The organism is Streptomyces sp. NPDC002306, from assembly GCF_053593435.1.
In genome coordinates this window covers 49,199-67,615 of record NZ_JBSFCK010000015.1, presented here as the reverse complement: position 1 = coordinate 67,615, position 18,417 = coordinate 49,199, and the positions used below count along the sequence as shown (strand labels likewise).

Genomic DNA, 18,417 nt, shown 5'->3' with positions numbered 1-18,417 from the left:
CCACGGCTCAGCGCACCACCCCGGCCCCCGCCAGTGTCCGTGCCAGGTCGGACCGCGATCGGATGCCCAGTTTGCGGTACACCCGGGTGAGGTGCGCCTCCACCGTCTTGCGCGACATGAACAGTGCGCTCGCCGCCTCCACATTGCTCAGCCCCTCGGCGACGGCCCGCGCCACCTGCAGCTCCTGTGCCGTCAACAGATCGGTCACCGGCGCCACCGCGCCCCGGGTGACCGTGCGGTGCCCGGCTGCCGCGAGCTCGGCCTCGGCCCTCGCGGCCCAGGGCCGGGCGCCCAGTGCGGTGAAGGACGCGTGTGCGGCGAGCAACGGGGTCCGTGCCGCCGCCGGGCGGCGCATCCGTCGCAGGACCTGGCCATGCACCAACCGGGTCCGTGCCTGTTCGAAGACCATCTCGCGGCGGGTATGGGCCTGTTCGGCCGTGGCCAGCCACCGCGCTGCCTCGTCGGGGCCGGCTGCCAGGAGGGCGCGGCAGCGTGCCGCGGCTGCCTCCGGCCAGGCCAGCCCGGTCGCCGTGGCGCGCTCCTCCAGCCAGGCGACCAGTTCGGCTGCCCGATCGCGTTTCCCGCCGTGGACATGGGCCTCTATGAGGTCCGCGACGAAGGTCAGCATGTTGGGGTTGGCCAGGCCTGAATCCTTGGCGAGCGCGAAGGCGCGCTCGAAGTGGAGCACGCAGTCGTCCAGCTCGCCCGCGGCGAACGCGGCCGATCCGAGCGCCCCCAGCGCGAAGACCTCCAGACCCTGCGTGCCTGGTCCGCCGCCGTGCCCGCGGTATGCGGCGATGCGTCCCTGACAGCCCGCGCGGTCGCCGCGCTGTCCGTCGAGGCGGGCCAGCTGGATCAGCGCATAGCCGCCCATGGCCGTCTGCCCGAGCTCTCTGGCCCAGCGCACGGCCTCGGCACCGTCCGCGCGGGCGGCGGCCCAGTGCCGCCAGCTGTCGACCTCGCACCTGGCCGCGAGGGCGTAGGGGAGTATCCCGGGCGAGCCACCACGGCGTATGCCGTCGACGACCTCGCTGAGCAGGGATCCGGCGGCGATGTCCTCGTCCACCCATGACAGGCCCTCACCGATCTGCACCGTCACCTGCTGCAGCTCGGGCGTCGTGGCCAGGGGAAGTGCCGCGTGCTCCCGCACCAGCAGTTCCCGGCCCTTGCGCACCTGGCCGGCCAGTGCCTGTGCGGCCCCGAACAGCACCGTTGCCAGCCGCCGGCGCTGAACCGCACCGTGCCCGTCGGCGGGCGCGGCGCCGGCGAGCGCGGAAAACTCCCGGGCCAGTTCCAGCGCCAGGAGAACGTGCCCGGACATCGCCGCGGGCAGTGTGGCCGCGCCGTACAGGACAGCGGCCCGTGCCGGGTCTGCGGGCCGGATCGCCTTGGCGGCCGACACCAGCAGGCGATGGGCCTGTGCCGGGTCCCCCAACCAGGCGCACGCCTGTCCGCGGAGCAGTTCGATGTCCGCTGTCAGAGCGGGATCCCTGCTCCACCTCAGCGCCTGCACGCACCAGTGCACGGCGTCCCGGACATCGCCGCTGTGGAAGCCGTCCGAGGCGGCGTGCAGCAGGCGTACGGCGCGGTCGTGCGGCGCCGGTGACAGTTCGGCCGCCCGGTACCAGGTCTCGGCCGCCGTACCCAGGGCACCGAGCCGCCGGGCCCGCTCGGCTTCGGCCGTCAGTGTCTTGGCCACCTCCTCGTCGGGTCCGGTCGCCGCGGCCGCCAGGTACCAGGCGCGCAGCTCCGTGGGCGATGCCTCGGCCAGGACCCGGTACACCCGCAGCTTCTGGTCCAAGGGACACCCGTGCAGGACCAGCGGCCGCAACACCGGATGCCGCAGCCGGTAGCCTCCCTCCGGCTCCACGAACACCAGGCCCGCTTCCTCGGCCGGTCCCAGAGCCGCCATCGGCAGACCGACCGCGGCGAACGCCCGCTCCAGCACGGGAATGTCCCCGGAGCGGCTGGCCGCCACATACACCAGCGCCGTGCGGGTCTGCGGAGGAAGGGCCTGCAGCGGCCGTTGCCAGGCACGCTCCACCATGGGTCCCGGGGCTTCTCGCACCGTCGCCCACGGATCCGACCCGCTTCCCCGGCTGTCCCGCAGCGTCGCCGCATACTCCACGAGCACCAGAGGGTTTCCCTGGCTGAGCTCCACGATCCGTGCCGCCACGGGCTCTGCCGGGTCCAGGCCCAGACCGCGCAGCAGTTCCTCGCACGCCTCACGGTCCAACCCCGACAGCGGCAGTCGCGGCACCCCCTCCCAGGCGGTCCCGTCACCCGGGCCGGACCGCGCTGCCATGAGCAGGACGACCCGCTCTGACTCCAGACGGCGCGCCACGAACTGCAGCACCTGCCGGGACGACGGATCGGCCCAGTGCAGATCGTCCACGAGCACGACCAGAGGATCCTCGTCCCCGGCGGCGGCCAGTACCCCGAGCGCGCCCGCACACACCGCGTACAGGTCCGGGCCGGCGGTGGCGTCGGAGAGGGCGAAGCAGGCCTCCAGCGCCCGTTCCTGGGATCCCGGCAGCTGCGCGAAGTGCTGGCGCAGCGGAAGCAGAACCTCCGCGAGGACCGCGTAGGGCAGGACCGCTTCCGACTCCACACCCCGGGCCCGTAGCACCCGCGCACGGCCGCGCCGCGCGGTGTAGTCCAGCAGCGTGCTCTTGCCGATCCCGGGATCGCCGCTCAGCAGCAGTGCGGCGCCGCGGTCGAGAAGCGAAGCCAGCAGCCCGTCCAGCACCTCGAACTCCCGCCGCCGACCGACCGGATCCGCCCCGGTCACGGCACTCTCCCTGTCCCCGCCCCGCCGCACGCCCCTGTGCGGTGCTGCTGCAGCACTGCCCGCCCCCCGATCCGCGCCGCCGCCCCCTCCATGCCGTCCCGTGGCCATGGCAACCGGGTCGGCACTCGCTCATGATGTGTCATCCGTGGTCTTCGGCACAGGGCAAGACCACTCATTCCGACGAAGTCGACGATGCGTCATCGGGCCAACGAGCCGAAAGGACCATCCCCTTCGCCGACTTTGAGCAGATCAACGGGGCAGTCAGCCAACCCGCGAGGGACTGGATTAGAGCCAACGTCCCAGGTCGACAACGCTCCTGCACACCGTCGCCCTCACACACCCCGCGACGTGACAACGGCACTCGAGAGTATGCGGAGCACGTTCATGGACGGCCTCCTGAATCGCTGACGAGCGAAGCGAACTGCCGATGTGCCCGGCCCGCGGGAGCTTGCGGGCCGGGCACATCGGCAGCGGTCATGCGTCCTGGGTCTTGATGTAGTCGGGCTGGTCCTTGTCGTCCAGCGAGAAGCCCTGGTTGGCATCGGTGGCCCGAGCGCGCGCGGGTACTGATGCGCCGGCATCTGCCGAGGGGAACAGCGCCTCGCGCTCGGCGACGACGCGTGCGGTCATCTCGCCGGAGGTGCCGAGACCGATCGCCTCACGGGCCAGTTCGGTGATGGAGCCGCCGGGGTCGGTCGAGATGCGCTGCATCGTCAGCAGCTTGATGAGGAACAGCGGCGTGCCCTGGAACCTCTCGAACGACCTAAAGCGTCCGGCCCAGTCGCTGAGGAACCGGTCCTGGACGAACTTGAACAGCCGCACCTTGTCGTGCGCGCTCATCGTCGTGCCGTGGAACATCTCCAGCAGCCTGGTGCCGATCCCGGGAACCTCGAAGTCCTTCACGCTCGGCGACAGCACCGCCGAACGGCCGCACATCTCCACGATCTTCTCCGACAGCCGGCTGACGTTCTCCAGGTAGTGCGCGCGGCCGAAGTCGTAGAAGATGTTGTTCGGCTTGCACAGCCCCCTGGGCGTCACGAACGCGGTCGACTCCGAGGCGATCGTGAAGGCGCGCAGCGTCTCGTGGAAGCGGACGAGGTCGGCGATGTCGGATCCCACGACCGGGTGCTGAAGCGTTCCCGTCGTCTGCGCGATCAGGACCGCCAGTCCGGTCATGAGTTCCGCGTTGACGATCATGTGGTGCAGGGTGTCGGCGTGCTCGAAGTCGAACGTGCGCTGCGCGTACAGCCTGGAGTGATCGACGTTGCCCAGGTGGTAGACGTGCTCCCACGGGATGAGGACGTCGTCGAAGTACGCCATGGAGTCGAGCTCGTCGCCGAGGCTGGACAAAGGCCGCTCGAAGTCGGCCTCGGCGGAGGCGGCGTTGGAACGGCGACACACGTGCGTGACCTTGGGGTGGTTCACCGGGACGCTCGCCCAGATGATGTGCTCCGGTTCCGTCCCGGGCTTGACGATGTTGCCGAGCAGAATGGTGTCGGCGAATATGACCGCGGTGGAGACCCCCTTCCAGCCCTCGACCACGATGCCCTCGTCATTGCGCTCCTTGACGCGGAGCATCGGGTTGCGCGCGGCCGCCCCGGGGTCCGAGCGGTCCCGCTGCACGTCGTTGAGGAGGGGTACCGTCCAGAGGTCCGCGTCGCGGTTGGCCTCGAAGTCGGTGACGATGTTGCGGGCGAGGTCGACGTGCGCGGGCGTGTCCTTGGACAGCTCGGCCCAAGGGGCGGTGTCGTCCACGAGGGCGTACCAGTTGCCGTTGTTGCTCTGAGGGAGGCGGCCGAACGCGCCGCCGGCGAAGCTGCGGATCACCTGGTTGGCGTAGTCGCGCCGTCGCTCGAGGTCGCGCTGGTCTCGCGGATACAGCCAGCCGATCGGACGCCGCGTGCCGTCCTCGTCGACGAAGGTCAGGGAGTCCTGGTTCGCGGGCTCGTGATGCAGGTCGTAGAAGTGAGCGGCCTGCTCGACGTAGCCACGGGTCAGAGGATGCTTTGTCACGTCCTCGATGCGCTCGCCGTCGATGATGACGTTACGTCCGTCACGCAGAGATTCCAGGTACTCGGAACCGGTCCTCATGTCATGCCTCCAGTTGTCCAGGAACGCGGCTCATCGTCACGGTCGAGGTGTTAACCGGCTGCGAAGAGGGTGTTAGCTTGCTGTTCGATCTCGCTTCCGCATGAGGGTTCGTCAGCTTGCTGACGGGCGCCTTCTGCTCGTCGGGAGCGGAGATTCCTGCCTGTGGGCAGGTTGATGGCCCTGCTGTCGCGTCGGGTGAGCGCCGGGTTTCAGGGCTGCGGTCAGGGTGAGGCTGCTCGTAGGGGCGGGAAGCAGCTGGTCAGCCGGGGTTGTGGAAGCGCCGCGGGGTGTGTCGGGCAACTGCTGATCATTGTTGTCCAGGCCGGTTCTTCGCGAGGCGGGGGGTGCGACGCCGGCCGGTGGTGACGAGTCGGGGGTCGGTGGAGAACGGGCCCTGTCTCAGACGCTCGGGTTTCGCGAACTGGGCGAGGCCGGTCAGGTACAGCAGTGGCATCCGGGCACTTGCGCCACACGCCGCAGTCGCGCCCGTCTACGCGAGCCCCTACCGGCGCAGTTGGGTGACAAGTCGGCGAATCTCGTCGGACGGTGCGACGCCGAGCTCTCTCATCCGTGCGATGTAGCGCTGATAGAGCGCCAGCACCGCGTCATCGCTGCCGCTGGCATGCTCAAGCCGGATGGCGAGCTGCCAGGCCTGCTCGCGGTAGGGATCGTCGCGGAGCACGCAGTCGACCAGCCCCTTCGCTTCACGTAGCTGGTTCAGCCGATACGCCACCTTGGCCGCGTCGACTCTGGCCGACACGAATATCTCGGTCAGAGCCACGCGACGCTCCGCGATCCATCTGCCCTCCACCGCTGCCAGGAAAGGGCCTCTGTCCGTACTGCCGAGGGCGTGCAAGAGCGTCTGGAGCCGAACCGCTCCGTCCTGCCGTCCGGCTTGCGTGACAATGTCAACAGCTCGTTGGGCCGAGCCCATCGCCAGCTCCGGGCCGACCAGACTGAAGACATCCCCGTCCTGGGACGGCCCCAGGTCCGCGGGGAGCGCCTGGCGAAGCCGGAAGAGGGCTTGGCGCAGGTAGCTTCGGCTGGCGGCGTCGTTGCGGCCGCCGAAGAGCGCGCCGAGAAGCTCATCGCGTGTAGCCCTCCGGTCAGGGCTTCCTAGCAGATAGCTGAGCAGCTCCACACTCTTCGTCAGTCGAGGCTGGACGACATTCCCGTCGACGGTGAGGGTCGGCTCTCCGAACTCCTCGAGGACGAGACGTGGGGCGCTCGCGTTCACGCGCACGGGGTGCCGGCCCGAGAGCACGGCCAGGACTTCGTGACAGTGCGACATGCGACTGGACTTGGTGTCCGCCGCCCTGGACGCGACCGATGGCATGTCCGCCAACGCTGTCAGCAGCAAGTGCTGGGTCCTGTGGGTCGAGGCAGAGACGAAGGCCAGCTCTGCCGTGGCGTCGGACTCATCCTCGAGGCCGAGCCGCCATTGCGCCTCAGCCAAATACACCGCAGCCGTCGGGAGATCGAGCTGGCGGTCTCCTCGCTGCATACTCAGCAAGCATGCCGAGAGGTGTTCCTGCGCCTCAGCGTCCCTGCTTTGCAACAGCAGGGAAAGGCCTGTCCACAGCTGCCACGTCTCGCGCGTCAGGGCGTAGTCCGAGGCGCCGTTGGCGGCGGCCGCCGCCAGCACGCGGTCGGCGCGTTGCCGGTTGCCTTCGAGGCGCAGCCACAGTTTGGCTTCGGCGAGAAGGCTCATGTTGTGGAACACCTTGGAACCTGTTGACGCGATGAGGTCTCGCCCGCGCTTGAGCAAGGACCAGGCTTCTTCTCCGCGGCCGAGGTCCAGCATGAGATCGACCGCGTCGACGGCATGCAGCCAGACCGGCTGCGACGAACTGTGACGAGGCTCGTACATGGCCATCGCGGCGTCCAGACGTCCCGTGGCGCGCAATGCGGCAACGACCCAGGGGCCCCCGAGGACAGTGCGCCACGGGTCGAATGTGCCTGGGTCGTCGAGTCCGTCAAGGCGACCGCGGATGAAGGCCAGGCGCATCAGCAGACCGTCGACCGGGCCGGAGGGTGTCGATGAGTGTTCGGGGAAGGGCGGCGGTTCCTCGCCGGTTGCGCCCGCGATCAATGTGTCGGCGATGCGCCGGTTCCGGCCGGGCGGCAGTTGGTCGCCGATGGTTCGGGCCTCGTCGATACGTCCGGAGTGCCAAAGGCACCAACAGGCCAGGACGCGGGCTTCCTCGGAGTCGGGGGCACCTGGCTCCGGCAGCCAGTCGTAGCCGTGCCGATCGATGAACTCAACTCCGCGGCCCCATTGCTCCAGTGCGAAGGCAACGCGCAGGACGACGGATCCGATCTCCGGAGTCGGGGTCCGGACCGAGGCACCCAGTGCGTCGAGCCAGCGCGCCGCCGGGGCGAAGTCCATGCGCGCCACCAGGTTCGGGAGGGCGGCTGCGGCCAACCGCCCGGCCGCCTCCACATCGCCGAGCCGGAGCAGTTCGTCGACGGCTTCCTCGCGCGCGCCGTTGGCGATCAGTACTTCTGCGTATCTGCGACGCACCTTCCTGACGGTCTCGGCGTCCTCCCGTTCGAGGGTCACCTGGAGGAAGTCGCGGAATATGGGGTGGGGTGCCATGCGCGAACCATCGGCGGACCACGTCACCGGAAGATATCGGCCCCGGAGGCCGGCCATGATGTGCGCCGCGTTCTCCTGGCCCAGTGCGCGAGCTCCGCTGACCGATATGTCGTCCAACGGGCTGGTATGGAGCAGGAATGTCCGCTCGGCCAGGGAGAGGGAGTTGAATATGTTCGCGGCGACGTAGGAGTGCAGTGAGCCAGGATCCATCTCGCGAGAGCGGGCGTGGCGCCACCCCTTGAACAGGACGCCGGTCACCCATCCCGCCGTCGCGGCTACCGCTTGCGCGGGGTCGACGTTGAGGTCGCCGACCGTTCGAAGTGCCGCGCTCGCCTCCTGGACGTCGAAGGCGAGGTCGGTCTCGACCAGCTCGCCGACCCGGTCGCGCTCGCTGGTCGAGACCAGGTCGAGCTGCACGTCGACGCGCGAGATCAGGACGAGGTTCGCGTCGGACGGCAGGTAGCGGGCGAAGGAGGACAGTACGGCGGTGCAGCTTTCGTCGGAAGCGATGCGTTCCACGTTGTCGCAGACCACGATGAGCCGACTGCCCTGCAGGCTTTCGGCGAGCAGTCCAGCGGCTTCACCGATCTGAAGGCTGCTGCTCAGAGCATCCGAGGCGACAGCCGCCGCACTGGGGACCATGTTCTCGACAGCCGCCTCGATGTAGACGAGCAGACGCCCAGCCGCCTGCTCGGTGCCGTCGAGCGACACCCAGGCAACAGGCCTGTCGAGGTCGCGAAGCGCCTGAACCACCGCGGTCGTCTTGCCGGCACCGGCGGTCGCAAGGACTTTCACCACCGTGTGGTGGTCGAGGAGTTCGTGTATGCGTCGGCTGAGCCTCTGGCGGCGGACCACCTTTTTCGCAGGCTCAGGGATTACGAGTTTCCGTCTGATGATGGTGCGGTGGTGATGACCTGGCGTCCTTGGCCCACTTGATGGACCGGGCTGGGATTCAGTCATCGGAGCGATTTCGAGAAGGCATGCAGGGGCAAGCTCCCCTCCTGGCATTCCAGGGCATGCATTTCGACATCGCCGAACCTCCGCGCATGTTATTGCTTCTGGTGGAGTCTACGTGAACAGCCCCGGGTTCGGTAGGGACTCAGGCGTGCCCTGAGTTTTGTGGAGTCGGGATAGCTGATTTCGCGCTGCGGGTACCGCGAAGTTCGTACTCCGCCGGACTGAGCCTGCCCAGGACGGGTGTTCGCGCCCGCGATTGTGGAGGATTTCCAGGTACGCGAAGAGTGCGGTGGACAGCTCCGGACGGGTCCGCCATTGATTCTGCGCTGAGCAGTTCGACCTGGAATCGTTTACAGAAGGGGGCTCCATCGTTGCATTGTCGACGCGGTTTCCGATGAACCCATGGAGGGCGGCGGGCCGGTGGCCCAGGTGCATTCGGTGAAGGCGCGGAAGCCGAACCGCACCCCATTGCCCGTGCGTTGGTGAGCGGCGCCGCGGTGGGCGGGGCTGCGATCGACCGGCCCACCACCCGTCGGGAGCCCGAGGACCTGTCGGCCACCCGCACCGGCGGTGTCCGAGAGGACACGAAAGCGGGTGCCGACCGCGATAGGGGAACACGGCCGGCACCCACGCCACATCAGCGCTGACCCGCCTCGCGCTGAAGCCTGATGAGAAGGGCCATGAAGTCCAGCTCACCCAGACCGGTCGAGATGCACGCCTGAAGCAGCTGCTGCACGACGCCGGTGACCGGCAGCGGAACGCCACCGGCCGCCGCCGATTCGAGGATCAGGTCCACGTCCTTGCGCATGAGCCGCGAGCTGAACGTAGACGTGTAGTCGTCCGCGAGGAGAGGCCCGATCTTGTATTTCACGAACGGTGACGCGACCGCCGAGGCACCGACGATCTCCAGAAGTTTGTCCCGTTGTACGTCGTGTGCCTCCGCCAACGCGATGCACTCGGCGAGGAGTTCGGCCGTCCCGGCGACCATGAGGTTGAGAGCCAGCTTGATGATTCGTGCGGCATCTCCGTCGCCGGCGTGGAACACATGGGGACCGATGTCGCGGAGCAGGCTTTCGACGGACGCGAAGACGGCATCCTCACCCGAGGCGATGATCGTGAGGTTCCCGGCGCGCACGACACCCGGGTTCCCGCTCACTGGAGCGCGTAGGTACTGGACGCCGCCGGCCGCGGCCGCGTCGGCCACGTCACGGGAGACCTCCGCGGAGACAGTGCTCATGTCGATGAGCGTCCGTCCCTTGCCGGACGCGGTGCGCGCGAGCCCTCCGTCGGGCGCGAGCGCGACATCGGCCAGGGCACGGGAGTCCGCGAGCATCGTGATGCAGACCTGTGACCGTTCCCATGCCTCGTGGGGGGCGTCCAGCTCGGACGCGCCCATGGCCACCAGGCCGTCAGCCTTGCCTTTCGACCGGTTCCAGACTCGGACCTCGTGGCCCGCGTTGATGAGTCGTTCGGCAATGGCGGATCCCATCTGGCCAAGGCCCAGCACGGATACGTCCACGTTCATCTCCTGGGGATAAGGTGCGCGCCGTGCGCAAAGGGGTGTTGATATCACCCAGGCCCGACACCGCACGGTGATGCTGCGGTACAGGCCTGGGCACGTGGGCGGGGTTCTGCTACACCGATGAAGCGAGCTGCCAGTCGTACTCCATCTGCGCATGGGAACGGGGATCGCAGAGGCTGCCGAATTTTCCGCCGAAGTACACGAGGGGGTCCGGGGTGACGGAGTAACCGCAGCTGACCACCTCGCCGATGAAGATCGTGTGGTCTCCGCCGGCGATCTCTTCGTTCACGTTGCAAGCGAAGTGAGCGACTGAGCCGTCGACTATGGGGAGGTCGTGGTCGGTTCGCAGACCGATGTTTGCGAATTTGTCCTCGCATCGGCTCGCGAACCGAAGCGCGTACTGTTCCTGGCCCTGCGCAAGGACGCTGACAGCGAAGACTCCGGAGTTGGAGATGGCGTCCCTCGTCGCAAGGGTGTTTCCGACGCATACCAGCAGCAGGAGGGGATCCAGTGAAACAGAAGCAACAGCACTGGCTGTCATTCCTGCCGGTCCGTTCGGAGTCTTGGTGGTCACGATCGTAACGCCGGTCGTGAAGCGCGCCATTGCTCCGCGAAATGCGGTACGCATTTCCTGCGGGGTCGATGCATCCATGATGCCTCCATTGCCTGTGACGAGATGGCTTGAGCGTTTCCTGTATCCAGCCGCTTGAGTGTGACTGACGACGTGTTTATCGAGGCGAAATCGGTCCGGACCTATCGGCGCAGCTGCACGACGAGCCGGCGAACCTCGTCGGACGGCGGCACGCCGAGCTCCCGCATCCGCGCGACGTACCGCTGGTAGAGCGCGAGTACGGTGTCGTCGCTGCCGCTGGCATGCGCCAGCCCGATGGCGAGCTGCCAGGCCTGCTCGCGGTACGGGTCTTCGCGAAGTACGTGGTCGACCAGTCCTTTTGCCTCGCGATAACGGTTCATTCGATACGCGAGCTTGGCTGCGGCGACGCGAGCCGACAAGAAGGTCTCCGCCAGGACCGCGCGACGCTCGACAACCCAATCCCCTGAAACCGTCGCGAGGTAGGGCCCCCTCTCGGCAATGCTGAGAGCGAGCGACAGCGTCCGGAGACGAATCTCTCCGTCCTGCCTTCCCGCCTGGGCGATGAGGTCGACTGCCCGTTGCGCCGAACCTATGGCCAACGAGGGGCCGACCAGTTGCACGACGTCGCCGTCATGCGTCGGTCCCAAGGCTTCGGGCAGCACCTCGCGAAGCCGGTAGAGCGCCTGCCGCAGATAGCTTCGGCCGGCGGCATCGTTGCGGCCACCGAAGAGCGCGCCGAGAAGCTCTTCGCGTGTGGCCCGGCGATCGGGGGTCCAGAGCAAGTAGCTGAGAAGCTCGACACTCTTCGTCAGCCGAAGCGGAGCCACGCTGTCGTCGACCGTGAGGGTCGGCTCGCCGAACTCCTCGAGCACCAGTCGGGGCGTACTCGCGTTCACGCGTACGGGATGTTGACCCGAGAGGACAGCGAGGACCTCGTGCCAGGGCGACATGCGACTCGACTTGGTGTCCGCGGCCCTGGCGGCGACTGACGGGACGTCCGCCAGGGCCGTCAGCAGCAGGTGCTTCGTTCGGTGCGTCGAGGCGGAATCCATCGCGAGATCGGCCATGGCGTCGGACTCATCCTCCAGACCGAGGCGCCACTGGGCCTCGGCCAGGTACACGGCAGCCGTCGGGAGATCGAGATGGCGGTCTCCCTGCTGCATGCTCCGGAGGCATTCCGAGAGCTGCTCGTATCCCTCGGTATCTCTGTTCTGCAGAAGCATCGACAGGCCCGACCACATCTGCCACGTCTCCCGGGTGAGGGCATAGTCCAAGGCTCCGTTGACAGTCGCCTCAGCCAGCACGCGGTCGGCACGCTGTGTGTCACCCCCGAGGCGCAGCCACAGCTTGGCTTCGACAAGCAGGCTCATGTTCCTGTACACCTTCGAGCCGGTCGACGCGATGAGCTCCCTTCCTCGCTTGATGGCCGCGCAGGCTTCCTCTCCGTGGCCGAGGTCGAGCATGAGATCGACGGCGTCGACGGCATGCAGCCAGACCGGCTGCGATGAACCACTGCGAGGTTCGAACATGGACATCGCGGCGTCGAGCCGCCCGGTGGCGCGCAGCGCGGCGACGACCCAGGGGCCGCCGAGTATGGTGCGCCACGGATCGAACGAACCCGGGTCGTCGAGTCCTTCAAGCCGGCCGCGCATGAAAGCAAGCCGCATCAGCAAGCCGTCGAGCGGACCGGACGGCATGGTCGAGTACTCGGGGAAAGAGGGCTGGTTCTCGCCAGTGGCCAGCGCGATCAGCGTCTGCGCGATGAGCCGGTTGCGGCCCGGTGGCAGCCGGTCGGCAACGGACTGCGCGTCCCTGATCCGCCCGGAGTGCCAAAGGCACCAACAGGCCAGGACGTGGGCCTCCTCGAAGTCGGGATCTCCGCGCTCCGGCAGCCAGTCGTAGCCATGGCGGTCGACGAGTTCCACCCCACGGTGAGATTGCTCGAGGGCGAACGCGACGCGCAGGATGACCGATCCGATCTTCGGGGTCAGGGTCCGGACCGACGCTCCCAGGGCATCGAGCCACCGTGCCGCGGGCGCGAAGTCCATCCGTGCGACGAGGCTGGGCAGTGCCACGGCAGCCGACCGCCCGGCCGCCTCCAGGTCACCGAGCCGGAGCAGTTCGTCGACGGCTTCCTCGTGCTCGCCGCGGGCGATCAGAATCTCGGCGTGCCGGCGACGAACCACGCGGAGCGTCCTGGCGTCCTCCCGTCCCAGAGCCTCTTGGAGGAAGTCGCGGAACACCGGGTGCGGCGTCATGCGTGAGCCGTCCGAGGACCACGTCACCGGAAGATGCCGGGCGCGGAGATCCACCATGACCTGCGCGGCGTTCTCCTGCCCCAGGGCCTGGGCCCCTTCAACCGATACCTCCTCCAACAGGCTCGTGTGAAGGAGGAACGTCCTCTCCATCAGGGAGAGCGAGTTGAAGACGTTCGCCGCGACATAGGACCGCAGCGAGTCGGGATCCAGCTCGCATGGCCGTGCGTGACGCCAGCCCTCGAACAGGACGCCGGTGACCCAGCCTCCTGTCGCCGCCACCGCCTGAGCCGGATTCACATCGACATGGCCGACAGATCGCAGTGCCGCGCCCGCTTCCTGAGCGTCGAAACCGAGATCGCTCTCGACCAGCTCACCCACCCGGTCACGTTCACTCGTCGAGCCCGGGTCGAGACGGACATCGACGCGCGAGATCAGTACGAGGTTCACGCCGGAGGGCAGGTAGCGGGCGAAGGACGACAGCACGACGAGGCACGTGTCGTCGGGGGCGATACGTTCCACGTTGTCGCACACGAGGATGAGCCGACTCCCCTGGAGGCTCTCAGCCAGCAGCCCGGCTGCCTCACCGATGTGAAGACTGCTGCTCAGGGCATCAGTCGCCACATCGGCTTCGCTGGGGACAGCGCTCTCGACCGCCGCCTCGAGATAGACGAGCAGGCGGCCCGCCGCCTGCTCCGTCCCGTCGAGAGACAGCCAGGCGACGGGTCTGTCGAGTTCACTGACGGCCAGGGCCACAGCCGTGGTCTTGCCGGCCCCGGCCGTCGCGAAGACGTTCACCACGGTGTGGCGGTCGAGCAGTCCTCTCAGCCGTTGACTGAGTCTGTCGCGGACGACGACGCCTTTGCCGGGCTCCGGCATTGCCAGTTTCCGTCTGATGATCGCGCGATGCTGGCGGCCTGGCGTCCTTGAGCCGCTTGGCCGATCGGAATCGGAGTCACCCATCGATCGTCGAGCCTCCGTGCTCCTCAGTGCTCGTCAGTGAACCTCAGTCGACCTCAGTGATCATCCGGGACCTTACGCCAGTCGTCCGGGAAGAAGAACCCGTCCGAAGTCGGAGGAATCGGCGACTGTACTTCGATCCAGCGCGCCGGCTCGTCCCGCTCGTTGACGAAACCGTGGGTGCCGTTGGTGCCCGCCCACACCAGGTCACCGGTCTGGATGACCTCGTCGTTGCCGTCGAGGGTCCCTCGCATCCCGCCGGAGGTGAAGTAGTAGATCTCCTCGAACGGGTGGTAGTGGACCTTGGCCGCCTTGCCCGGGCCGGACTTCGGTGCGATCTCGCACACGAAGACGGTGTGATGCTGTGCTCCCAGAAGCTGGTCGACCATCATCCTGAGGCTGATGTTCTTGACGTTGGGACCGTGGTAGCCAGGCATCGACAGCTGCGCGTACGGGGCCATGTCCGAGTCCTCGAAGTGCCCGACGAAGCGATGCCGCGGGTCCGTCTCGGACGGACGACCGAGATTCTCACCCGGAGTGGCCTTGGCGGCGATGCTGCTGCGGGCTCCGTCGAACGTCGGCGGCTTCGGTGCGCGTACCCCGAGCCAGGTCAGTCCCTCGTCTCCGGCGGAGAGCGAGTGGGCCACACCGACAGGCGCCACACCGTAGTCGCCCGAACCAAGCTCGTAGCGCAGCCCGGCGAAGGCGGCTTCGCCGGATCCGCCGGTGATGAACCACGACTCCTCGAACGGGCAGCGTGCCCAGCCCGTCGTCGCCCCGGGAGCCAGCTCGTACAGGCTCACTTCCAGGTGGTCGGCACCCTGCTCGTGTCCGACCAGGAGTGCCTGCCGAAGCCCCGGTACGCCCTCGACATCGAAGAATTTCCGGTCGGCCGCACGTGCAATGTAATAAGCCATGCCATTCTCTCCGTCTTCACGCGAAGGTGCCCGGGCCGGCGTCCCTCGCCCAGTTGTTGCTGATCCTCATCGAGCCTCTGCCCAGGGGCACCGGTGAGGGCGGGCGGTTCGTGGCGGCCGACAGCCGCCACGAACCGCCCTTGCACCTCGTCGGGTCAGCGGACCCGTGAGCCCTCGAGCCGCACGCCGTCCAGGCGTCGGGCGTACTCGGCCTGCTCGGTGTAAGCCGTCACCTCGGGGGCCTTGGGCTCGGGAAGCCCACAGACCTTCCGGGCGAGCTGCGTGATCGGCCCGGAGGGCGACAGCTCCGAGCGCGTCATCGTGCGCATCCGAGTGCCGAGCAGCGGAGTCCCGTTGAACTGCTCGAAGGTGCTGACCCGGTCACCGAAGTCGGAGAGGAACAGGTCACGGATGACGCGCGAGATGCGCAGGCGGTCGTACGGCTCCCCGACCGCACCTTCCTGCAGCGGTTCCAGCCAGGGGCGCAGCTCGGGGTTGTTCCACTGCTCCTCGGTGGGGAACAGGAGCGAGGCGCGGCCGGCAAGGTCGACCACCTCGTTCCTCATGTCCACGTACCTCTCCAGGTAGTAGGACCGGCCGAAGTCGAAGAGCAGGACATTCGGCTTGTAGAGCCCCGACGGCGAGATGAATCCCTCCGTCTCGGACGCGATCACGTGGGCTCGCATCGTCTGGTAGAACTCCACCAGACGCGCCACGCGCGCCTGCACCCCCGGAATCTTGTACGTACCGAGGTGCTCGGTCATCAGCATCGCGAGACCGACCATGAGCTCGGCCCGGACCATCTGCCGGATCAGCGCCTCGTAGTGCGTCCAGTCGAAGATGCGCTGCGGGTACAGCGAGGCGTGCTCGGGGCTACCGATGTGGAAGACGCAGTCCCACGGTATGAACACGTTGTCGAAGATGACGGTGCATTCGAGCTCGTCACCGGCCGAGGAGATCGGGTGGTTGGCGGAGTCCTCAGACCCCGTCGCCTCGCGCGAGGTGATCGTGATGCCCGGCGCGTTCACCGGAACAGCACCGTAGATGATCTGCTCGCTCTCGATACCCGGGCGGTAGAAGACGCCGATGTGCAGGTAGTCGGCGAACGGAGCACCGGTGACCACGGCCTTGACACCGTTGACCACGATGCCGTCGTCGCGAGTCTCCATGACACGCAACGCGGTCTTGGCCGCGTGCGTCCTGGACCGGTCGATCTGAGGGTCGATGAAGGCGAAGGCGCAGTTGAGGTCGCCCTCCTTCACCAGATTCAGGAACTTCCGGATGCCTACGGTCAGGTCACGCCCGCCCGTGCCCACGGACTGGTCGCTCCACGGCTGCGGGTCCTCTTCGTAGGTGACCAGGCCGTAGTTGTTCGCGCACGGGGTCCGCCCGATCGATCCGCCATCGAGCTCCCGGACCACGGACTCCAGATACTCACGCTTGCGCCGCAGCCCTGCGGCGTCCGCGTGCTTGAACCACATCATCGAACGACGCACTCCGTCGTCGTCGACGAAGGTCATCCCGTCCTGCATCTCGGGCTCGTGGTGCAGGTCGTAGAACTTCGCGAAGCTCTTGGCCGCTGCCCTGGTCTTCGGGTGTGTCGTGACGTCATCGATCCGATCACCTCCGACCCAGACAACGCGCCCGTCCCTGAGGGATTCCAAGTACTCGTCGCCAGTTCGCATCAAACGCCACCCTCTCCACTTCGCCAGGTACCATCGTGCATGGGCTGTTCTTGTCGGGTCGCCATCTGAATTCCACTCGACAGAACGTCAAAGGGAATTGCCGAACCCGTTTGCGAACCTGCCCTCAACGGATTAGAAGCCGGAAAATCAGTGCCACAATCGGCTGACGCTTCGTTGATTTCCTTGGAGTTTAGGCAGACGACGTTAACGGGCTGTTAATCGTGCCGATACGTCGCTGACCTCGGTCTTTCGCGACGCCTGTCGGAGTCTGCGCTGGGCCGTCACGGTCGTCGGGGCGATCACGGACTGGTCCGTGGCTCGGCCATCACGTCGTATGGACGCCTGGTTCCACGTCCTGGACGTGGAGGAGGCTCGTGCAGCGACACGGAGCGAGCCGGCGGACCGGTTCGTAGCAGCGGTGAAGCCCCTGTGACAGTGGTGGAGCGAAGAGGCCGGGCCGAGCGCTTCCGCCTGGAGCACGGGCACGTCCGCCGGTGCGCCGCCGCCGAGGTGGCGCACCCGACGCGCACGTCTTGGACGATCGCCGCGGCAAGAAGCATTGCATGGGCGTCGGATACGCACTCGATCAGGGTCGTGGTGCCCTGGCCGGCAGGCCGCCGCCGGCTCCGCCGCAGGTAGGAACGCGAGGTCGAACACTTTCTCGCCCTCGTCGGCGTGGCCGCAACGCGCATCGGCTGTCGAAGACTCACGGGCTGAGGCGTCGACTACCCGCTGAGCTGTTCCGCCGTCCGGCGATACTGTTCCGACCGGACTTCCGCCAGTTTCCACAGAGCAGGCAGACCGTCCTTACGCAGCCGGTCCTCCGCCTCCTGCTGGCAAGCCCGCTCGAAGGCGGCCAGGCTGTCGAAGGAGCCGATACGGACGGCGGACGGCCACGCTGCCGCCGCCCGCGAGGCGTAGTCCAGCGCCTGGGCTGACCCGAAGCTGCACTGCTTTGGCTTGGTCAGGCCCACCGTGCCGAACACCAGACGCGACCAGTCGTCAACGAAGGCACGGCCCGCGAGCCCTGTCGGGTACCTGGCACCCAGACACCAGCTCTCGCCAAACGCATGGCCAAGCAAGTCGTTGTCGAGTTCTAGGCCGTCAAGAAATGCCCTGATGTTCTCCACTCCCGCCATGATCGGGGTGTAGTGATCAAGCAGGCCAGATCGCTCGGTCAGCACCTGCACGGCTCCGCTCAGCCGAATGGCCGCGGCGCAACACAGTGCTTCTCCCACGGCGTCAAACGTCTCGTCCACGATCCCCCAGCTCCTTGCTCATCCCGACAAAGGGTGCCCCCAGGCACGATAACGGCAAGAGCACCGTAGGAGACGAAGTCCAAGGACGGTGCCGCTACGGCGGTGACGCTGGTGAGGCAGCAAGTTGAGGTGTCGGGTAGCGGGGCTGGGGCCGCGGCCCCATGGGGCTGCGTGAGCGTCAGAGGCGGTCGATCGCAGTGTGAAACGATCGCGCGGTGAGTGATGCAAGGCTGCCGGGCCGCGGAGGCCGTTGAGTCACACGTCCGGGCATTCTTCATGGGGCATGCCGTGGAGGTCGTCGACTACGACCTCGAGTCAGATCGGCGAGAGACAGTGCCCGATCTGCGAGTTCTCGTCGTGGAGCCCGGCCCGCGCAGCGACAGCTGGGCCTTTGTGACCGCCGGGTGCTGGGCCTCGATGGAGAAGCACGGTGTAGCGCGCACGCCTTCGGTCGGTTGCTGACAGCCCTGCGCCGCAGGGACGCCGATGCGCACAGGCAGGACGACCCTGGAAGTTTGGGTTGGAAGACCGGGTGCTGTTGGACGCCGCGTAGCGGCGGACCTACCTCGCCCTGCGGCAAGGACAGGGCACCAGCTGGGGCCGATGCTCGCGCTCCAGCCACGGAAGCGGTTTGTCGACGACGCCGTGCTCATCATGGACGCACCCTGCCCACCCCCGATCACGCCGTGGCCGAGCGGTCGAAGACAACTCATGTCGGCGCTGGGGCAGGTTGGTTGCCGGCGGTCTCGTGGAGCTGTGCCCGTGCTCCGCCACAGGCTCGAAGGCGGT

9 protein-coding genes and 1 pseudogene are annotated in these 18,417 nt (G+C 67.5%); 1 reads left to right on the top strand and 9 read right to left on the bottom strand.

Annotated elements, in window-relative coordinates:
- Positions 1–7: 7 nt before the first annotated feature.
- The 9 genes from ACWCQK_RS26350 to ACWCQK_RS26310 form a co-directional block, all read right to left on the bottom strand.
- Positions 8–2,791: an AAA family ATPase gene (locus tag ACWCQK_RS26350; protein ID WP_451158906.1), complete on the bottom strand. Its 2,784-nt coding sequence runs from the start codon at positions 2,789–2,791 to the stop codon at positions 8–10.
- Between the two features lie 474 nt (positions 2,792–3,265).
- On the bottom strand, positions 3,266–4,882 hold the full coding sequence (locus ACWCQK_RS26345; protein WP_451158904.1) for a 4-hydroxyphenylacetate 3-hydroxylase N-terminal domain-containing protein: 1,617 nt from the start codon (positions 4,880–4,882) through the stop codon (positions 3,266–3,268).
- Positions 4,883–5,384: 502 nt separating this feature from the next.
- On the bottom strand, positions 5,385–8,279 hold the full coding sequence (locus ACWCQK_RS26340) for a BTAD domain-containing putative transcriptional regulator (RefSeq protein WP_451158902.1): 2,895 nt from the start codon (positions 8,277–8,279) through the stop codon (positions 5,385–5,387).
- A 796-nt stretch (positions 8,280–9,075) separates the two neighbouring features.
- Positions 9,076–10,011, bottom strand: coding sequence for an NAD(P)-dependent oxidoreductase (locus ACWCQK_RS26335; protein WP_451158900.1), 936 nt, complete (start codon positions 10,009–10,011; stop codon positions 9,076–9,078).
- Between the two features lie 61 nt (positions 10,012–10,072).
- Positions 10,073–10,612, bottom strand: a complete 540-nt coding sequence (locus ACWCQK_RS26330) for a flavin reductase family protein (protein ID WP_451158898.1) — start codon at positions 10,610–10,612, stop codon at positions 10,073–10,075.
- A 101-nt stretch (positions 10,613–10,713) separates the two neighbouring features.
- Positions 10,714–13,686, bottom strand: coding sequence for a BTAD domain-containing putative transcriptional regulator (locus ACWCQK_RS26325; protein WP_451158896.1), 2,973 nt, complete (start codon positions 13,684–13,686; stop codon positions 10,714–10,716).
- A 137-nt stretch (positions 13,687–13,823) separates the two neighbouring features.
- Positions 13,824–14,684: a cupin domain-containing protein gene (locus ACWCQK_RS26320; protein ID WP_451158894.1), complete on the bottom strand. Its 861-nt coding sequence runs from the start codon at positions 14,682–14,684 to the stop codon at positions 13,824–13,826.
- 155 nt (positions 14,685–14,839) lie between these two features.
- On the bottom strand, positions 14,840–16,369 hold the full coding sequence (locus ACWCQK_RS26315) for a 4-hydroxyphenylacetate 3-hydroxylase N-terminal domain-containing protein (RefSeq protein ID WP_451158892.1): 1,530 nt from the start codon (positions 16,367–16,369) through the stop codon (positions 14,840–14,842).
- Between the two features lie 725 nt (positions 16,370–17,094).
- Positions 17,095–17,628, bottom strand: coding sequence for a hypothetical protein (locus ACWCQK_RS26310; RefSeq protein WP_451158890.1), 534 nt, complete (start codon positions 17,626–17,628; stop codon positions 17,095–17,097).
- A 383-nt stretch (positions 17,629–18,011) separates the two neighbouring features.
- Here ACWCQK_RS26310 and ACWCQK_RS26305 point away from each other — a divergent pair.
- A pseudogene (locus tag ACWCQK_RS26305) lies at positions 18,012–18,332 on the top strand (hypothetical protein); the annotation flags it as partial.
- Between the last annotated feature and the right edge of the window lie 85 nt (positions 18,333–18,417).

Bases quoted from the DNA above. Each gene is read 5' to 3' on its own strand.
- ACWCQK_RS26345 (WP_451158904.1), bottom strand. From the start codon at position 4,882: ATGAGGACCGGTTCCGAGTACCTGGAATCTCTGCGTGACGGACGTAAC.
- ACWCQK_RS26330 (WP_451158898.1), bottom strand. From the start codon at position 10,612: ATGGATGCATCGACCCCGCAGGAAATGCGTACCGCATTTCGCGGAGCA.
- ACWCQK_RS26325 (WP_451158896.1), bottom strand. From the start codon at position 13,686: ATGCCGGAGCCCGGCAAAGGCGTCGTCGTCCGCGACAGACTCAGTCAA.
- ACWCQK_RS26320 (WP_451158894.1), bottom strand. From the start codon at position 14,684: ATGGCTTATTACATTGCACGTGCGGCCGACCGGAAATTCTTCGATGTC.
- ACWCQK_RS26315 (WP_451158892.1), bottom strand. From the start codon at position 16,369: ATGCGAACTGGCGACGAGTACTTGGAATCCCTCAGGGACGGGCGCGTT.